Source organism: Pseudomonas sp. 32_A, from assembly GCF_017490905.1.
In the GTDB taxonomy this organism is placed as follows: Bacteria; Pseudomonadota; Gammaproteobacteria; order Pseudomonadales; family Pseudomonadaceae; genus Aquipseudomonas; species Aquipseudomonas inefficax.
In genome coordinates this window covers 58675-74732 of record NZ_JAFGYI010000007.1, presented here as the reverse complement: position 1 = coordinate 74732, position 16058 = coordinate 58675, and the positions used below count along the sequence as shown (strand labels likewise).

The 16058-nt window shown below is 65.0% G+C and carries 16 protein-coding genes and 1 tRNA gene; 11 read left to right on the top strand and 6 right to left on the bottom strand.

Annotated elements, in window-relative coordinates; all coding sequences use genetic code 11:
* Positions 1–33 precede the first annotated feature (33 nt).
* Genes J5M58_RS06620 through J5M58_RS06605 form a run of 4 tightly spaced genes read right to left on the bottom strand, consistent with a single transcriptional unit; the run spans position 34 to position 3763 of the window.
* Positions 34–492: a cobalamin B12-binding domain-containing protein gene (locus J5M58_RS06620; protein WP_112251228.1), complete on the bottom strand. Its 459-nt coding sequence runs from the start codon at positions 490–492 to the stop codon at positions 34–36.
* Complete coding sequence (locus tag J5M58_RS06615) at positions 489–1712, bottom strand: MFS transporter (protein WP_112251230.1); 1224 nt, start codon at positions 1710–1712, stop codon at positions 489–491. Before J5M58_RS06615 ends, J5M58_RS06620 begins: the two co-directional genes overlap by 4 nt.
* Complete coding sequence (locus J5M58_RS06610; RefSeq protein WP_207877622.1) at positions 1705–2775, bottom strand: LLM class flavin-dependent oxidoreductase; 1071 nt, start codon at positions 2773–2775, stop codon at positions 1705–1707. Before J5M58_RS06610 ends, J5M58_RS06615 begins: the two co-directional genes overlap by 8 nt.
* A 58-nt stretch (positions 2776–2833) precedes the next feature.
* Complete coding sequence (locus J5M58_RS06605) at positions 2834–3763, bottom strand: asparagine synthetase A (protein WP_112251234.1); 930 nt, start codon at positions 3761–3763, stop codon at positions 2834–2836.
* A 187-nt stretch (positions 3764–3950) separates the two neighbouring features.
* Here J5M58_RS06605 and J5M58_RS06600 point away from each other — a divergent pair, with 187 nt between their 5' ends.
* The 3 genes from J5M58_RS06600 (at position 3951) to J5M58_RS06590 (ending at position 8035) form a co-directional block, all read left to right on the top strand.
* A complete protein-coding gene (locus J5M58_RS06600; protein ID WP_112251236.1) occupies positions 3951–5267 on the top strand; it encodes an MFS transporter in 1317 nt (438 codons plus the stop codon).
* Positions 5264–6652, top strand: a complete 1389-nt coding sequence (locus J5M58_RS06595) for an amidase (RefSeq protein WP_207877620.1) — start codon at positions 5264–5266, stop codon at positions 6650–6652. Before J5M58_RS06600 ends, J5M58_RS06595 begins: the two co-directional genes overlap by 4 nt.
* Before the next feature lie 63 nt (positions 6653–6715).
* Complete coding sequence (locus tag J5M58_RS06590) at positions 6716–8035, top strand: OprD family outer membrane porin (protein WP_112251240.1); 1320 nt, start codon at positions 6716–6718, stop codon at positions 8033–8035.
* 6 nt (positions 8036–8041) lie between these two features.
* Here J5M58_RS06590 and J5M58_RS06585 read toward each other — a convergent pair whose 3' ends face one another.
* Together J5M58_RS06585 and J5M58_RS06580 are read right to left on the bottom strand one after the other, a co-directional pair.
* A complete protein-coding gene (locus tag J5M58_RS06585; protein WP_207877618.1) occupies positions 8042–8233 on the bottom strand; it encodes a hypothetical protein in 192 nt (63 codons plus the stop codon).
* A gap of 88 nt (positions 8234–8321) precedes the next feature.
* Positions 8322–8398, bottom strand: a tRNA-Arg gene (locus J5M58_RS06580).
* A 208-nt stretch (positions 8399–8606) separates the two neighbouring features.
* Between J5M58_RS06580 and J5M58_RS06575 the strand changes: the two genes are divergently transcribed.
* From J5M58_RS06575 to J5M58_RS06540, 8 genes are all read left to right on the top strand, one after another.
* Positions 8607–9356 carry a GntR family transcriptional regulator gene (locus J5M58_RS06575; protein WP_207877616.1) on the top strand — a complete coding sequence of 250 codons (750 nt, stop codon included), beginning with the start codon at positions 8607–8609 and terminating at the stop codon, positions 9354–9356.
* On the top strand, positions 9353–11077 hold the full coding sequence (locus J5M58_RS06570; RefSeq protein WP_207877614.1) for a fumarate reductase/succinate dehydrogenase flavoprotein subunit: 1725 nt from the start codon (positions 9353–9355) through the stop codon (positions 11075–11077). The genes J5M58_RS06575 and J5M58_RS06570 overlap by 4 nt, the downstream gene beginning before the upstream one ends.
* A gap of 159 nt (positions 11078–11236) precedes the next feature.
* The gene (locus J5M58_RS06565; protein ID WP_046616397.1) at positions 11237–11482 is read left to right on the top strand and encodes a ferredoxin family protein; all 246 of its coding nucleotides are present in this window, start codon (positions 11237–11239) and stop codon (positions 11480–11482) included.
* Between the two features lie 118 nt (positions 11483–11600).
* Positions 11601–13007: an ABC transporter substrate-binding protein gene (locus tag J5M58_RS06560; RefSeq protein ID WP_207877612.1), complete on the top strand. Its 1407-nt coding sequence runs from the start codon at positions 11601–11603 to the stop codon at positions 13005–13007.
* Positions 13008–13022: 15 nt separating this feature from the next.
* Positions 13023–13805 (top strand): ABC transporter permease, encoded by a 783-nt coding sequence (locus tag J5M58_RS06555; RefSeq protein WP_112251248.1) that lies wholly within the window; start codon positions 13023–13025, stop codon positions 13803–13805.
* A complete protein-coding gene (locus J5M58_RS06550) occupies positions 13805–14656 on the top strand; it encodes an ABC transporter ATP-binding protein (protein ID WP_112251250.1) in 852 nt (283 codons plus the stop codon). Before J5M58_RS06555 ends, J5M58_RS06550 begins: the two co-directional genes overlap by 1 nt.
* Positions 14653–15618: a HEAT repeat domain-containing protein gene (locus J5M58_RS06545; protein WP_112251252.1), complete on the top strand. Its 966-nt coding sequence runs from the start codon at positions 14653–14655 to the stop codon at positions 15616–15618. Before J5M58_RS06550 ends, J5M58_RS06545 begins: the two co-directional genes overlap by 4 nt.
* On the top strand, positions 15618–15899 hold the full coding sequence (locus tag J5M58_RS06540; protein ID WP_112251254.1) for a gamma-butyrobetaine hydroxylase-like domain-containing protein: 282 nt from the start codon (positions 15618–15620) through the stop codon (positions 15897–15899). Before J5M58_RS06545 ends, J5M58_RS06540 begins: the two co-directional genes overlap by 1 nt.
* The last annotated feature ends 159 nt before the right edge of the window (positions 15900–16058 follow it).

The following is a 16058-nucleotide window of genomic DNA, read 5'->3' as shown; positions in this document are numbered from 1 at the left end:
GGTTCGTTCCTTGTTCGGGCGACAGAAGGGGGCTCAGGTCCAGTGCGTCACGTCGCCGGTGCCGAGCACCAGCGAGTGACGGACCTGGGCCAGGCGATCGAGGTGGCGCTGGAAGGCGTCGAGGGCGTCGGCCTCGGTGAACACCGCGTCGTACCCGGCAGCCAGCAGCTCCTCGCGGACCGCGCGGGTCTGCGCCTCGGAGGTGGTCAGCTTGCCGCCAATCACCACGTGCAGGTGCGGGTGTTGCTGGCGCAGCGCGCGGATCAGTGCCAGGCCCTGGGAGTAGCCGTGGCCGTTGACACTGCTGATCACCAGCAGATGCGCGTGTCTGTGCTGGTCGACCGCGTCGAGCACGGCCTGGGCCGGTGTGCAGCTGCCCAGGTTCTTCACCTCCAGGCCGCGCTCGCCCAACCACAGTTGCAGGTACACCAGATTCCACATGTGCGAATCGGATTCGACCGTGGCCAGCAGGCATAGGTGTTGGCTGTTCATCGGGAGGCCTCCATGGCAGGGTTATCAGTATCAAGTGCGGCGTTCAGGCGCCGCGTGGTCAGGTGGAACAGCAGGGCGCCCGGCCCGCTCAGCAGCAGGCCCAGGGCGAGGATCAGGCCTTGAATGCCGTAGCGCTGGCCGATGCTGGCGCTGAGCAGCCCACCCAGCGGATAGGAAGCCAGGTTGACCAGGTAGAAAGGGCCCATCACCTTGCCCAGGTGCTCCCGCGGGATAACCTTGATTCGCTGGGTGCGGTTGAACACGTTGAACAGGGTGCAGCCGGCCATGGCCAGGACGAAGCTGGCACCGTAGCCGAGCAGGCCGCTGGCCAGCCCCATGGCCAGGATCCCGCCGCACAGCACGGCGAAACCCAGCGCGCCCACTTGGTGGATCGACAGTCTCGTCAGCAACCACGGCACCAGCAGGAAGTTCAGCAGGCCCAGGGCGCCGGCGGCGCTGTTGATCAGGCCGAAGGCACCGTCGGTGGCCTGGAACACGCCGCTGACGACGAAGGCATTGGCGCTGAGCACACAGGCGAAGGCCAGGTTGATGCTGAAGTTCAGCAGCGCCAGGCTGATGATGGGTGGGTTGCCCAGCAGCAGCTGCCAGCCCTGGCCCAGGGCGGCGAGCACAGGTTGCCGAACGCTGTCGGCGTGGGCGTTGGGCAGACCGCGCCAGCACATTGCTGCCAGCAGCAGCGCGACGGCGGCCAGGCCCAGCAGCGCCAGCTTGCCGCTGTACAGCACTAGCGCGGCGGCGCAGGCCGGGCCCAGCACCTGCGCCAGCAGCTCCATGTTCTGCACCAGCGACTGGGTGTGGGCCAGGCGCTCGGCCGGCGCCACCTGCGGCACGGTGCGCTCCACGGCCATGCGCACCGGAGCCATCAGCAGCGACAGTAGTACGCCGTTGGCCGCCAGCGCCCAGACCGTCAGGGCCGGCGCCAGGCTGCAGCACAGTACGGTCAGCCCCAGGCTGGCGGCGCGCAGCACGTTGGCCCACTGCAGCAGATTGCGCCCGCCGACACGGTCCGCCAGCACCCCGGCGAATGGGTAAGCGAGCAGCGCCGGCAGCCATTCCAGGGCGAACACCAGCCCGGAATAACGCAGGCTGCCGGTGACCTGGTAGACCATCAGCGGGACGGCGAACAGCACCGTCTGTTCGGCCATCAGGCCCAGCAGCAGGCCGGCGCCGAAGTGGCGCAGGGGCGGGTGCTCAGCCATGCTGGCGGTCCAGGTCGGCTTCAAGTTCGCGCAAGCGTGGCAACACGTGCTGGCAGAAGCGACGCATCTCGTCGCGGGTCGGCCAACCGGAGAAGATGAACTCGCTCACCCCGGCCTTCTTGTACTCCAGCAGGTAGGCGGCCACTTCCTCGTAGCTGCCCACCACGCACAGTGCCGGGCCGCCTCGGTAGGCCACAGCACCCGACCAAAGCATCGGCGACAGCCAGTCGTGATGGGCACCCTCGGCCAGACGGAACGAGGTCTTGACCGCCTCGGAGTCGCAGCGGGCGACAAACTGGCGCACCCATTCGCGGTGCTGCTGGTCGGGGTTTTCCATCATTGCCTCGACCTCGGCCAGTGCCTCGTCGCGGGTTTCTCGCGCCAGCACGTGCATGCGTATGCCTACCGAACGTCCGGCCGCGAGTACTTCGCGCGCGGCCTCGGCGATGCCTTCGGGCGTGTCGCCGTAGCGCAGCCAGCAGTCGCTGTGGGATACCGCTACCTGCTGGGCGATCCCTGAGGCGCCGCTCAGATACAGGCGTGGCCGCTCGAGGTCCTTGAACGGGAGGCCCAGCTGGGCGTTGTCCAGCTGGTAGAAGTCGCCATGGTGGCTGAGTGGAGTTTTCCCGGCCCAGAAGCGCCTGAGAATTTCGATGAACTCGCAGGTGCGCGCATAGCGGCCATCGTGTGCAACGTAGTCACCGTAGTACGCCTGCTCGTCCGGCGAGATGCCGGCCACCAGATTCAAGGCGATGCGTTTGTCGGACATCCACGACAGCGTGTTGACCACCTGGGTGAACAGGGTCGGGTGCAGCAACCCGGGGCGGTAGGCGAGGATGAACTTGACGTTGCGAGTTTCGCGCACCAGCGCGCCGATCATCGGCAGCGGGTCGGGCATGTGGTAGCTGATGCCCATCAGCAGCGAGTCGATGCCCAGTTCGTCGGCCTCCTGGGCGAAATCGACGATACCGGCGAAGTCCAGGCGCCCGGTGTCGTACTTGTCGGAGGCTTTCTGCTGGCCGCTGTCGAGCGGCGAGCACCAATGAATGCGCAAGGGGGTCATGCGGGTGTCTCCGGAAAAGGCCCGCCGTCAGAGCGGGCCGGTGCGAGGGCGTGGGGGCTCAGAACAGGAAGTCGCTGCCGACACTGCGGTCGAACAGGGCGACATCGCGGATATGGCGCTTGCCGCAGATGAAGCGCAGCAGCCGTTCAATGCCCAGCCCGCCGCCGGCACTGGGGTGCAGCAGCCCCTGGCGGGCTGCTTCGAGGAAGTTGCCGAACGGGGTCAGGTCCATGTCCAGCTCGTTCATGCGGTAGAGGATCTGACCGTGCTCGTACTCCCGTTCGGCACCCGACAGTGCCTCGCCATAGCCCTCGGGCCAGACCAGGTCATAGTTGTTGTAGTGGCCGCGTTGGCCGGGGGTCTCGCGGTCGTAGAATTCGCGGCGGTGGTTGGTGATGAAGAACGGCGTATGGGCCTTTTCCGACATCAGGCGCTCGAAGTCATCGCCCAGTTCGGCCTGCAGTTCGTCGGTGCTGTACACCGGGAAGGCGGTTTCGTAACGCGGCAGTTCACGGCCCAGTTGGGCCAGTTGCGCGGCGCAGTGTTCGCGCACCTCGTCCAGGGTGTGCTTGACCATCTGCTCGATCAACTGCATGGCCTGTTGCATGGTGCCGCCGCGAATCTCGAAATCGAACTGGGAGAACTCCAGCAGGTGACGCTGGGAGTCCTTGATCTCCGGCTTTTCCAGGCGGATGTTCGGCGCGACGATGAAGATGCGCTCGTGGCCGCGGGCGGTCAGGGCCAGCTGCTTGTGGAAGATCATGCTGGCGGTGAGTTTCAGGCGCCGCTGCTGGTACTGGATCTCGGCCGGGTACACCGCGTGGTTCAGGGGGTCGGTGATCGGCGACATCAGTATCGGCAACAACTGGCGGAAGTCACGGTCGAGCAAAAAGGTCTGTAGGGCATGCAGCACACGGCCACGGATAATGGCCACTGCTTCGACGTCCGGGTGGTCAAATGCGGCGATCTGGCGCTGAATTTCTTCCATGTTGGGGTCATCTTGTGGGTCAAAGGTGGCCCGATTATTGGCTTTCGCTGTCAAAACTCAATGTACAGATTCAGGTGAAAAAGCGACCCAGACGCGCTTTTTATTGTCCTGTCCGCCTGCGACGGTGACCATGAGCCCGACCGGTTCTGCCGCGCCTTCGTTACCCGATTACAGGACACCCATGCCAATGACGGCCCACCCTCGACCCCTTTCCACGCGCTTCAGCCGCACCGACTACAAGACCTTGGGCCTTGCCGCGCTGGGCGGCGCGTTGGAGATCTACGACTTCATCATTTTCGTGTTCTTCGCGCTGATCCTCAGCGAGCTGTTCTTCCCGCCGCACATGCCTGAATGGCTGCGCTTGCTGCAGAGCTTCGGCATATTCGTCACCGGCTACCTGGCGCGGCCGCTGGGGGGCATTCTGCTGGCGCACTTCGCCGACCGTCTGGGGCGCAAGCGTGTGTTCAGCCTGAGCATTCTGATGATGGCGTTGCCGTGCCTGTTGATCGGCCTGATGCCGACCTACGCGCAGATTGGTTACTGGGCGCCGTTGCTGTTGCTGGCCCTGCGCATTCTGCAGGGCGCCGCCGTAGGCGGCGAAGTACCCAGCGCCTGGGCGTTCGTCGCCGAGCACGCACCGGCCGGCCACCGCGGCTTCGCCCTGGGCATGTTGCAGGCCGGGCTGACCTTCGGCTACCTGCTGGGCGCGGTCACCGCGGCGGTGCTGGCGCGGGTCTACACCCCGCAGGAGATGCTCGATCACGGCTGGCGTCTGCCGTTCATCCTGGGCGGTGTGTTTGGTCTGGTCGGTGTCTGGTTGCGTCGCTGGCTCAGCGAAACGCCGGTATTCGTCGCTCTGCAGGCGCGCCGCGCAGCCGACCCGGAGCTGCCGTTGCGCACCGTGCTGCGCGGGCACCGGCGAGCCATCGCCCCGGCACTACTGCTGACCTGCCTACTGACCTCGGCAGTGGTGGTGCTGGTGGTGATTACCCCGACGGTGATGCAGAAGCGCTTCGGACTGCCGGCGGACCAGACCTTCGCCCTGAGCAGCCTGGGCATCGTCTTCCTCAATATCGGTTGCATCCTCGCCGGGCGCATGGCCGACCGCCTCGGCCCCTGGCGCGCCCTGGCGATTCACAGCGCACTGCTGCCCGTCGGGGTGGCGGCGCTGTACGCCAGCCTGATTTTCGAATTGCCGCTGGTCGGCGTGGCCTACGCGCTGGCCGGCCTGTGCTGCGGCGTGGTCGGGGTGGTGCCGTCGATCATGGTCGGGTTGTTCCCGGCGGCCATTCGCGTGTCGGGGATATCCGTAACCTACAACATCGCCTACGCGTTGTGGGCGAGCGTTACACCGTTGCTGCTGATCGCCCTGATGCCCTGGAACCAGTGGGTCGCGGTGGGCTTCAGCGTGCTGATGGGCGCAGTAGGGCTCTGCTGCGTGCGCCTGTTCGCCCGGCGCGGGCCGGACGTCGAAAACGCCGGTGTGCCGGCAGGTGCCAAATGAGCTGCGGCCCTTTGCAGTGGCTGTCGGTGGCCGAACTGACGGCGCTCTATGATCGCCGCGAGCTGTCGCCCCTGGAATACCACCAGTACCTGATCGACCATGTACAGCGCCGCGAGCCGGCCCTGAATGCGCTGTGCCAGTTTACCCCTGAGCTGGTGCTGGAGCAGGCCGCTGCGTCCACCCAACGTTGGGCCAGGGGCGCGCCGCTCGGGCCGTTGGATGGCGTGCCGGTGACCTTGAAATCGTTGATTGCCACCCGTGGGCAGCTACTCGACCAGGGGTGCGCGGGCCTGGAGCCGCGCCTGGCAGTGGCCGACGCGCCACCGGCGGCGCGCCTGCGCGAGGCGGGCGCGGTACTGCTGGGCAAGACCTGCGTGCCGGATTTCGGCATGTTGTCTTCGGGCCTGTCGAGCCTGCACGGCATCACCAGAAACCCATGGAACACGGCACTCAACCCCGGTGGCTCGAGCGCCGGGGCGGCGGCCGCGGCAGCGGCGGGCTACGGCCCGCTTCACCTGGGCACCGACATCGGCGGTTCGGTGCGCCTGCCGGCCGGCTGGTGCGCGCTGGTGGGCTTCAAGCCGACCCTCGGGCGCATACCCATCGACCCGTATTATACCGGCCGCTGCGCCGGGCCCATGACCCGCACGGTAGACGACTGCGCGGCGATGATGGCGGTGCTGGCGCGCCCGGACCTGCGTGATGCCACCAGCCTGCCGGCGGCCGATCTCGACTGGGGGCTGCGCCCGATGAGCGTGCGCGGCCTGCGGGTGGGGCTGCTGCTTGAACCTGGTTGCGGCCTGCAGCCCGACGCGCAGACCTGCGCCGCGGTGCGCGCCGCCGCCGCGCTGTTCGAGGCGCAGGGCGCCAGGCTGGTGGAGGTGAAGCCATTGATGGAGCGTCGTCTGCTCGACGGCCTCGACCGCTTCTGGCGCGCGCGGCAGTGGAGCGAACTCCGCCAGCTGGAGCCCGAGCGCCTGGCCCAGGTGCTGCCGTACATCCGCCAGTGGGCCGAGCCGGCCCGCCACATGACGGCGGTGGAGGCGGTGGAAGGCTTCAACCAGACCTTCGAGATGCGCCGGCGCGCTGCGCGGCTGTTCGAGCAGTGCGACCTGCTGCTGTCGCCGACCAATCAGGTGCAGGCCTATCCCGCCGAGCTGGCCTCCCCCGGCAACGACCCGCAACTACCGTTCGAACACATCGTGTTCACCGTGCCTTGGAACATGGGCGAGCAACCGGCGCTCTCGATCAACTGCGGCTTCAACGACCAGGGTATGCCCATTGGCTTGCAGATGGTCGCCCCGCGCTTTGCCGACACTTGGCTGCTGCGCCTGGCCAAGGCCTTCGAAACCTGGCGCGGGCCGATCCGGCACTGGCCCGAGTGACCCCATGCCGTGCCAGGCAGGCGCGGCACCGACCTTCGTTCACGGACAGGACACCGCTTGCACATGCAAAGACGCACATTTCTGTGCTGCGCCCTCATCACGCCCTGCGTGGCAGCTGGCCAACCCGGCTTCATCGACGGCAGCCGTCTGGACCTCAACCTGCGGCACTACTACTCCAACCAGCATACGCAGGGCGACACCTACCTGGCGATTCGCAAGGACGGCCGCCTGACCCCCACGCGCCTGCGCGAGACCTGGGTGCAGGCGGCGATGCTCGACTATGCGTCAGGCTACACTCGGGGCGTGCTCGGCATCGGCGTCGATGCCTCGCTGTACAGCGCGATCAACCTGAGTCGCGGCCATGGCCGGGTGGCCAACGGTGGCGACCGGGTACTGGTGGACAGCGACGGCGACGCCATCCCCACCTGGAGCCGCCTGGCTGTCGGCGCGCTGCGCCTGCGCCTGGCCGGCAGTACCTTGCGGGTTGGCCGACAACGCCTGGACAATCCCATCCTGCGCTACAAGGATAACCGGGCGCTGCCGTCGAGCTTTCAGGGTGTGGCGCTGAGCAACCAGAGCATCGCTGGCCTGCAACTGGACGCCGGGCGCTTCGACCGGGCAATCCCGCGCACCGGCACCGGCAGCGAGCGGCTGACCAGCACCTTCGGTGACCGGGCAGTGAAGGCCGATTCGATCAGCTATGTCGGTGCCCGTTACAGCGGCGCCCTGTCTGCCAGCCTGTACGGCTCGCACCTGGCAGACACCTGGCAGCAACTGTACGTGGGGCTGGGCGGCACGCTGGGTGATCGGGCCAGGCTGGCTGTGCGCCCGGCCTTTCACTACTACCGCACCCGCGACAGCGGCCAGCAGCAGCTGGGCTTCATCGACAACCAGGCCTGGAGCCTGGCCGCCACGCTGGAGCACCAGGCCCATGGTCTGACGCTGGCCTGGCAGCAGGTCGAGGGCAACGAATATTTCGACTATGTGTGGGAGTCGACTGGCAACTACATGGCCAACTCGCTGTATTCGGACTACAACGGCCCGAACGAACGCTCCTGGCAGTTGCGCTACGACTTCGATGCAAGCGCCTACGGCGTGCCGGGCCTGAGCCTGGGGCTGTGGCACGCCAAGGGCTGGGGCATAGATGGCAGTCACTACCAGGGCGACCGTAATGGCCGCCACGCCGGATACAACGTGCGCGGTCTGCGCGGCGCGCGGCACGAGGAGAATGGCCTGGTAATCGGCTACGTGCTACAAGGCGGCGCCTGGCGCGACACCAGCGTGCGTACCATCGTCTACAACCATCGCGCCCATGGCGGGCAGATCGACGGCAGCTACGACGAAGTGCGGCTGGTGGTCAACATGCCGCTGCGATTGTTCTGAACTTCCTCAACCCAGCACCTTGTGCAGCCGGTACCAGTGCGTGCCCAAGGCCAGCAGCCATGCGGCCCAGTGGGTTACGTTCAGGCCGTACCTGAAATAGCGCCAGGAATAGAATACGTTGGGGGTGAGCCTGCCGACTTGAGCGAAACGGTTGGCGGTGATGCCGATCTTCGGCTCATTGATAGTCCAGACATACATCGGCCAGTTGCGCTTTGGCAAGGCGATTTTCAGGACCAGGCAGGTTCTGCGCGGAAGCGCCGACCCCTTGTGACACAAGGGAAGAAGATGGCGCACTCGGCGGGATTCGAACCCACGACCCCTGCCTTCGGAGGGCAGTACTCTATCCAGCTGAGCTACGAGTGCAACGCGCACGCATGATACCCATCTGTGGTGGTGGCGTCCATCACCTTGATCTGTAGCCATTTTTCCCATTAGCCGTGAAACGGTCGGCAATGGCACTCACAAATGCCTCTATCCATATGCAATATCGATATTTCCATGGTCGCTGTTATGCCATCTATTCTCTGGTCACAACTTGTTATAACAAGTATCCGATCAGCGAAGAGACCCCATGGCCGAACTGCTCCCCCTGTCCCCGGTACCGCTTTACACCCAGCTCAAGGAATTGCTGCGCGAGCGCATCCTCGACGGCACTTATCCATCGCATAGCCGCATGCCCTCTGAAAGCGAACTGGGCAAGGCTTTCGAAGTCAGCCGCATCACCGTGCGCCAGGCGCTGGGCGACCTGCAGAAGGAAGGGCTGATTTTCAAGATCCATGGCAAGGGCACCTTTGTCGCCAAGCCCAAGGCGTTCCAGAACGTCAGCACCCTGCAGGGGTTGGGCGAGTCGATGACGCAAATGGGTTACGAGGTGATCAACCGCCTGCGCAGCTTCCGCCATGTGCCGGCCAATGCACTGGTGGCCGCGCGGCTGCAGGTTGGGGAGGGCAGCTTGGTCACCGAGATCCGCCGGGTGCGGTTGATCAACCGCGAGCCGGTGTCGCTGGAACTGACCTGGTTGCCCAAGGCCGTCGGCGAAAAGCTGGAGAAGGCCGACCTTGTCACCCGCGACATTTTCCTGCTCCTGGAAAACGACTGCGGCATTGCCCTTGGCCACGCCGACCTGGCCATCGATGCCGTGCTGGCCGACAGCGACCTGACCCAGGCCCTGGATGTTGAAGAAGGCTCGCCGATCATGCGCATCGAGCGCCTGACCCATGCCGCTGACGGTACTCCGTTGGACTTCGAACACCTTTACTACCGCGGCGATGCTTTCCAGTACCGCCTGCGCATCGACCGCCAGAAGGGGAGCAAGGCATGAGCATCCAGACTCAGGACTACGACATCATCGTTATCGGTGGCGGTACCGCCGGGCCGATGGCTGCGATCAAGGCCAAGGAGCAGGACAAAAGCCTGCGCGTGCTGCTGCTGGACAAGGCCAACGTCAAGCGCAGCGGGGCCATCAGCATGGGCATGGATGGCCTGAACAACGCGATCATCCCAGGCCACGCCACCCCCGAGCAGTACACCAAGGAAATCACCGTGGCCAATGACGGCATCGTCAACCAGGCCACGGTGCATGCCTACGCTACCCACAGCTTCGAAACCATCGAGCAGCTTGACCGCTGGGGCGTGAAGTTCGAGAAGGACGAGACCGGCGACTACGCGGTGAAAAAGGTTCACCACATGGGCGCCTACGTGCTGCCCATGCCCGAAGGCCACGACATCAAGAAGGTGTTGTACCGCCAGCTCAAGCGTGCCCAGGTCGAGATCAGCAACCGTATGGTCTGCACCCGTGTGCTGCTCGATGGTGAAGGCGCGGCCGCTGGCGTGTTGGGTTTCGACTGCCGTAGCGGCGAGTTTCGGGTGGTGCGGGCCAAGGCGGTGATCCTTGCCTGCGGCGCGGCCGGGCGCCTGGGCTTGCCGTCGTCGGGTTACTTGATGGGCACCTACGAGAACCCGACCAACGCCGGTGATGGATACGCCATGGCCTACCATGCCGGTGCCGAACTGGCCAACCTCGAGTGCTTCCAGATCAACCCGCTGATCAAGGACTACAACGGCCCGGCCTGCGCCTACGTCACCGGCCCACTGGGTGGATATACCGCCAACAGCAAGGGTGAGCGCTTTATCGAGTGCGACTACTGGAGCGGCCAGATGATGTGGGAGTTCCATCAGGAACTCGAGGGCGGCAATGGCCCGGTGTTCCTCAAGCTCGATCACTTGGCCGAGGAAACCATCCAGAACATCGAAGAAATCTTGCACAGCAACGAGCGCCCCAGTCGTGGCCAGTTCCACGCCGGGCGTGGCACCGATTATCGCCAGCACATGGTCGAGATGCATATCTCGGAGATCGGTTTCTGCTCGGGGCATTCGGCGTCGGGGGTGTGGGTCAATGAAAAGGCCGAGACCAGCGTCAAAGGGCTGTATGCCGCAGGCGATATGGCAGCGGTGCCGCACAACTACATGCTGGGGGCCTTCACCTACGGCTGGTTTGCCGGTGTGAACGCTGCGCATTACGTGACCGGGCGCGAATTCGCCGAGGTTGATGCCGAACAGGTCGAGCGCGAGCGCGCGCGGGTGTTTGCTCCGCTGCAGCGTCAGCATGGCCTGCCGCCAGCGCAGGTCGAGTACAAGCTCAGACGCATGGTCAACGATTACCTGCAGCCGCCGAAGGTGACCAGGAAAATGGAAATCGGCCTGGAGCGCTTTGCCGAGATCGAACGTGACCTGGACCAGATGAAAGCCAGCAACCCTCATGAACTGATGCGTGCGATGGAAGTTTCGGTGATTCGCGATTGCGCCGAGATGGCGGCGCGGGCCTCGCTGTTCCGCGAGGAAAGCCGTTGGGGGTTGTACCACCACCGAGTGGACTTCCCCGAGCGCAACGATGGCGAGTGGTTCTGCCATTGCCATCTGAAAAAGGGCGAGAACGGTGAAATGACCAGCTTCAAGAAGGCCGTCGAACCCTACCTGGTCGCCCTGGATACAGAAGAGCAGACCGCTTATGACCGGTTGCGTGTCAAAGCCGATGCCGCCTAAGCGCCACCTCACCTTGTGGGAGCGGGTTTACTCGCGAACACCGGCGAAGCCGGTGCCATCCACCGTGTTGGATTCTTCGCGGGTAAACCCGCTCCCACAGGGAAACGTGCAAGCCTCTAGATAGAAGGGAGCCAATGAAGGCCCCGAGGACTCCGTGAAATGGCCTACCAGCCGCAAGAAATCTTCTTCCGCAGCAGTGCCCCCGTCACCATCGACGAAGACAAGTGCATCGCCGACAAAGGCTGCACCGTATGCGTCGAGGTTTGCCCCATGGACCTGCTGGCGATCAACCCGGCCACGCAGAAGGCCTACATGGCCTTCGACGAATGCTGGTACTGCATGCCCTGCGAAAAGGACTGCCCCACTGGTGCGGTGAAGGTCGATATCCCGTACCTGCTGCGCTGATTCATCCCGCCATCCGGCGCACCACCGGACGCCCTCCTGCTTTGCCCCTCGTTTCCCACCACCCAAGCCGGGCGGCGGAGACGACCCAATTCTTATAACGACTCGAGGGGAAACACCCATGCGCCTTGTTGCAACCGTGGCCGGCCTCGCGCTGGCGCTCACTGGTCTGAATGCCAGTGCCGAAACCATCCGCATCGCCATCGGCACCCAGGACACCACCATCAACTGCGCCACCGGCGGCCTGCTGATACGCGAGCTTGGCCTGTTGGACAAGTACCTGCCGCATGACGGCAAATACAAAGATGCCAAGTATCAGGTTGAGTGGAAGAACTTCACCAGCGGTGCGCCACTGACCAACGAAATGGTCGCTGGCAAGCTCGACTTCGGCGCCATGGCCGACTTCCCCGGCTCGTTCAACGGCGTTGCTCACCTGGATGCCGGCAAACGCAGCCTGTTCATAAGCGTGCTGTCGGGCAGCGTGCACGGCAGCGGCAATGGCATCGTCGTACCTGCGGCGTCCAGCGTGCAATCGTTGGCTGAACTCAAGGGCAGGACCATTTCCGTGCCGTTCGCCTCCACCGCCCATGGCATGCTGCTACGTGCCGTGGCAGCCCAGGGCTGGGACCCGCAGAAGGATGTGCGCATCATCGCCCAGGCGCCGGAAATCGCCGGTTCCGCCCTGCGTAGCAACCGCATCGAAGCCCATGCCGACTTTGTGCCGTTCGCCGAACTGTTCCCCAACCGCGGCTTCGCCCGCAAGATCTATGACGGCGCCCAGGCCAACGCACCGACCTTCCATGGCGCCTTGGTCGATGCCGAATATGCGAAGAAGTACCCGGAAGTGGTCACCGCCTACCTGCGCGCCAGCCTCGAAGCCGATCGGCTGATCGCTGCGGAACCTGAGAAGTACAGCGAGTTGATCGAGAAAGTCACCGGCATCGAAGCCGAGGTCAATTACCTGTTCCACGGCCCGCTCGGCCTGCAGACCCGCGACCTGACCTGGAAGCCTGAATACCGTCAGGCAGTCGCAACCTCCATCGATACGCTCAAGCTGCTCAAAAAGACCGATCGCGGTCTCGACACCGACAAGTTCATCGACGACCAGTACATCCGTGCGGCCTTCAAGGAGGCTGGCCTGGACTACGACAAGGCGCTGAAAGACTACGACCCGCAGCCACTCAAGGCCAATGACGCGCTGACAGGCAAACCGATTACCGACTTCAGCCGCCTGGCACAGATCTGGGTGCGCGGTGAAGGCAAGGTCCGCCACTACGCTTCGCCGGAGGCCGCGCTTGGCGCCTTGGCCCAGCTGGAGCAGGAGGGCAAGGACATCCGCGCCATCTACGCCCAGGCCGCCGACAGCGGAATCAAGTTGCTGGCGAACCAGGCCTGGTTCGTGCGCAACGCCAAGGGTGAACTCGCGGCGTTCCTGCTCAAGGACCAGGCCGAGCAGTATGCCAAGGCCCACGGCGGTGAAGCGCTGGACTTTGTCAGCGCCAACCAGAAGCTGGTCGCCCAGCGCTGACCGGGAGGCACCGACATGACCCGTAACCTCAAGCGCTGGCCGGTGCGCCTGGCTTCGCTGCTGGCCTGCCTGCTGTTCTGGCAGGCAGCGGCGAGCGTGAAGCTGGACCTCGGGCTGCTGACGTTCACCTATGTCCCCACACCCAAGGCGGTGCTGGAAGCTGCCTGGCAGTTGCTGACCTCCAGCGCCCTGCTGGCGCACCTGGGCAGCAGCCTGTCGCGGGTGTTTGCCGGTTATGCCGCCGCAGCGCTGACTGGCGTGGCCCTGGGGTTGTTGATCGGCCGCTCGCAATGGGCCGAGGACACCCTGCTGCCGCCACTGGAAGTACTGCGGCCGATTCCGGCGGTGGCGTGGATCCCGCTGGCGATCCTGATGTTCCCGTCGTCGGAGCTGTCGATGGTGTTCATAACGTTCACTGGCGCGTTGTTCCCGATCCTGCTGAACACCGTGCACGGCGTCGAGGCCGTCGACCCGCGCCTGGTTGCATCGGCGCGCAGCCTCGGGGCAGAGCGGTGGTCGATTCTGCGTGAAGTGGTGTTGCCGGGAGCGTTGCCAAGCATCGTCACGGGCCTGGCCATCGGCATGGGTACATCATGGTTCTGCCTGGTCACCGCCGAGATGATTTCCGGGCAGTTCGGTATCGGCTACTACACCTGGGAGTCGTACACCTTGCAAAACTACCCCGACATCATCGTCGGCATGCTGCTGATCGGCGTGCTGGGCATGGGTAGCAGTGCCCTGGTCAAGCGCCTTGGGGAGTTGGCCACGCCTTGGTACCGCACGCGGAGGGCCAGCTGATGAACAGTTATCAACCAGCCCCAGGGCGTATTGACGGGCGTGGCCTGTCGATACGCCTGGGGCACGGTAGCGAAGCATTCGAAGCGGTGCAGCGGCTGGACTTTGCCGTAGAGCCTGGCGAGTTCGTCTGCATCCTTGGCCCTTCCGGTTGTGGCAAGTCGACGTTGCTCGGTGCCCTGGCCGGGCACCTGGTACCCAGCAGCGGCCAGTTGAGCGTGGACGGCCAGGCTGTTGCCGGGCCGTCACCGCAGCGTGGCATGGTGTTTCAGCACCATACCTTGCTGCCCTGGCGTAGCGTGCTCGACAACGTGGCCTTCGGCCTGAAGATGCAGGGCCAGGGCCGCGCCGAACGTCGCCGGCAGGCTCGCGAAATGCTGCAACTGGTGGGGCTGGATGACTTTGCCGGGCGCTGGCCCAGCCAGCTTTCCGGCGGTATGCAGCAACGGGCCGAGATTGCCCGGGTGCTGATCAACCGCCCGCGCCTTTTGCTGATGGACGAACCTTTCGGTGCCCTGGATGCGCAAACCCGTGCACGCATGCAGGAGCTGTTGCTGGATATCTGGGCAAGTATCCGCACCACCGTGGTATTCGTCACACACGACATCGACGAGGCGCTGTTCCTGGCCGACCGTATCTTGGTGATGAGCCCGCGACCTGGCCGCTTTATCGAAGACCTGCACCTGGACTTTCCGCGCCCACGCCGCGCCAGCCTGCTGACCAGCCCTGAATTCACTCACCTCAAGCGTCACTGTCTGGCCTTGCTCCGTCACGAGGAGGGCCGCGAACTTCCGCGCCTGACCCCGCTGGGCCTGCCGGACACTGAGCACCCACCGCTACGGATCGCGCTATGACTGAACGAACGACTGACAACCCCGACATCCTTGCCCTCCTGCCTCGCCTTGGGGCCGCTGACGCGGGGGTACGCCGTATCGGCCTGATCGAACTGGCCGACCTGGAAGACCCCGATGGCTTGCCATGGCTCACCGATGCGCTGCTGGTGGATACCGCCGACGAGGTGCGCGCCGAGGCCGCGCGCCTGCTCGAGGCCTGGGAAGAGCCCGAAGTCGTGCAGGCCCTGTGCGCTGCGCTGGCCGATGCTGCCGAGCCGGTACGGCTGGCGGCCGCCCAGAGCCTCAGCGAGCTCAAGAGCCTGGAAGCCGGGCAGTTGATCCTGCCATGGGTCAAGCATGCCGATGCCTTCGTCCGTGCCAGCGCCCTGCGCGCCTTGCGCGAGCTGCGCCTGGAAGATGCCGCGGAGCCTGCACTGCTTGCCCTGGCCGATGACGACGCTGCGGTCCGGCGTGAGGCCGTGGGTATTCTTGGCTGGCTCAAGCACCAGCCGGCTTTGCCAGCTTTGGCAAAGCTTGCCGAAGACGAGCCGGACACCGAGGTGCGCCGCGCGGCCATCGGTGCGCTGGGGCTCGCGCGCGACAGCGCGGTGGTGCCAGCCTTGGTGGCGGCATTGAGTGACAAGGCCTGGCAAGTGCGCGAAGAAGCCGCCACCACGCTAGGCAAGGTGGGCTTGGCCCCTGCAGGCCCGGCACTGGTAAATGCCCTTGCCGATGACTTCTGGCAAGTACGTCTGCGTGCGGCGCGGTCTCTGGGGCGGCTACGTCATGCTGCGGCACTGGACGCGCTTGGCGAGTTGCTTGGCCACGGCATGGCCAACCTGCGCAAGGAGGCCGCTCTGGCCCTGGGGGAGCTGGGCCAGGCGCGTGCCTTGCCGGTGCTGCAGGCTGCCGAGGCCGATAGCGACCCCGAGGTGCGCAAGGCTGTGCGGATTGCCATGGCACAACTGCGCGGGGCCTCCTGATGAACGCCCCGCAAGCTCTTCGCAACATGCGCGGCCCCGGGCAACTGATGCTGCAATGGCAAGACGGCGAACATAGTCTCAGCCATGCCCGCCTGCGCGGTGCTTGCCCCTGCTCGCAATGCCGAGCGGCACGGCTGCAGGGGAACATCAGCCTGGTTCGCGATGATGTGCGCGTGGTGCACATCGAGCCGCAAGGATATGGCGTGCAACTGGTGTTCAGCGATGGGCATGAACGGGGTATCTACCCTTGGGCTTACCTGCGAGACCTGAGTGCCCGGTGAGTTTTCTTCGCGGGCATTCGCTGTCGCATGGAGACCTGAATTCGCAGGCGGTCCGCGTACCCTGTGGGAGCGGTTTTAGCCGCGAAAAATCCAACGCGGTGCATGGCACCGGCTGCGCCGGTGTTCGCGGCTGAAGCCGCTCCCACAGGGTTCCTGTTA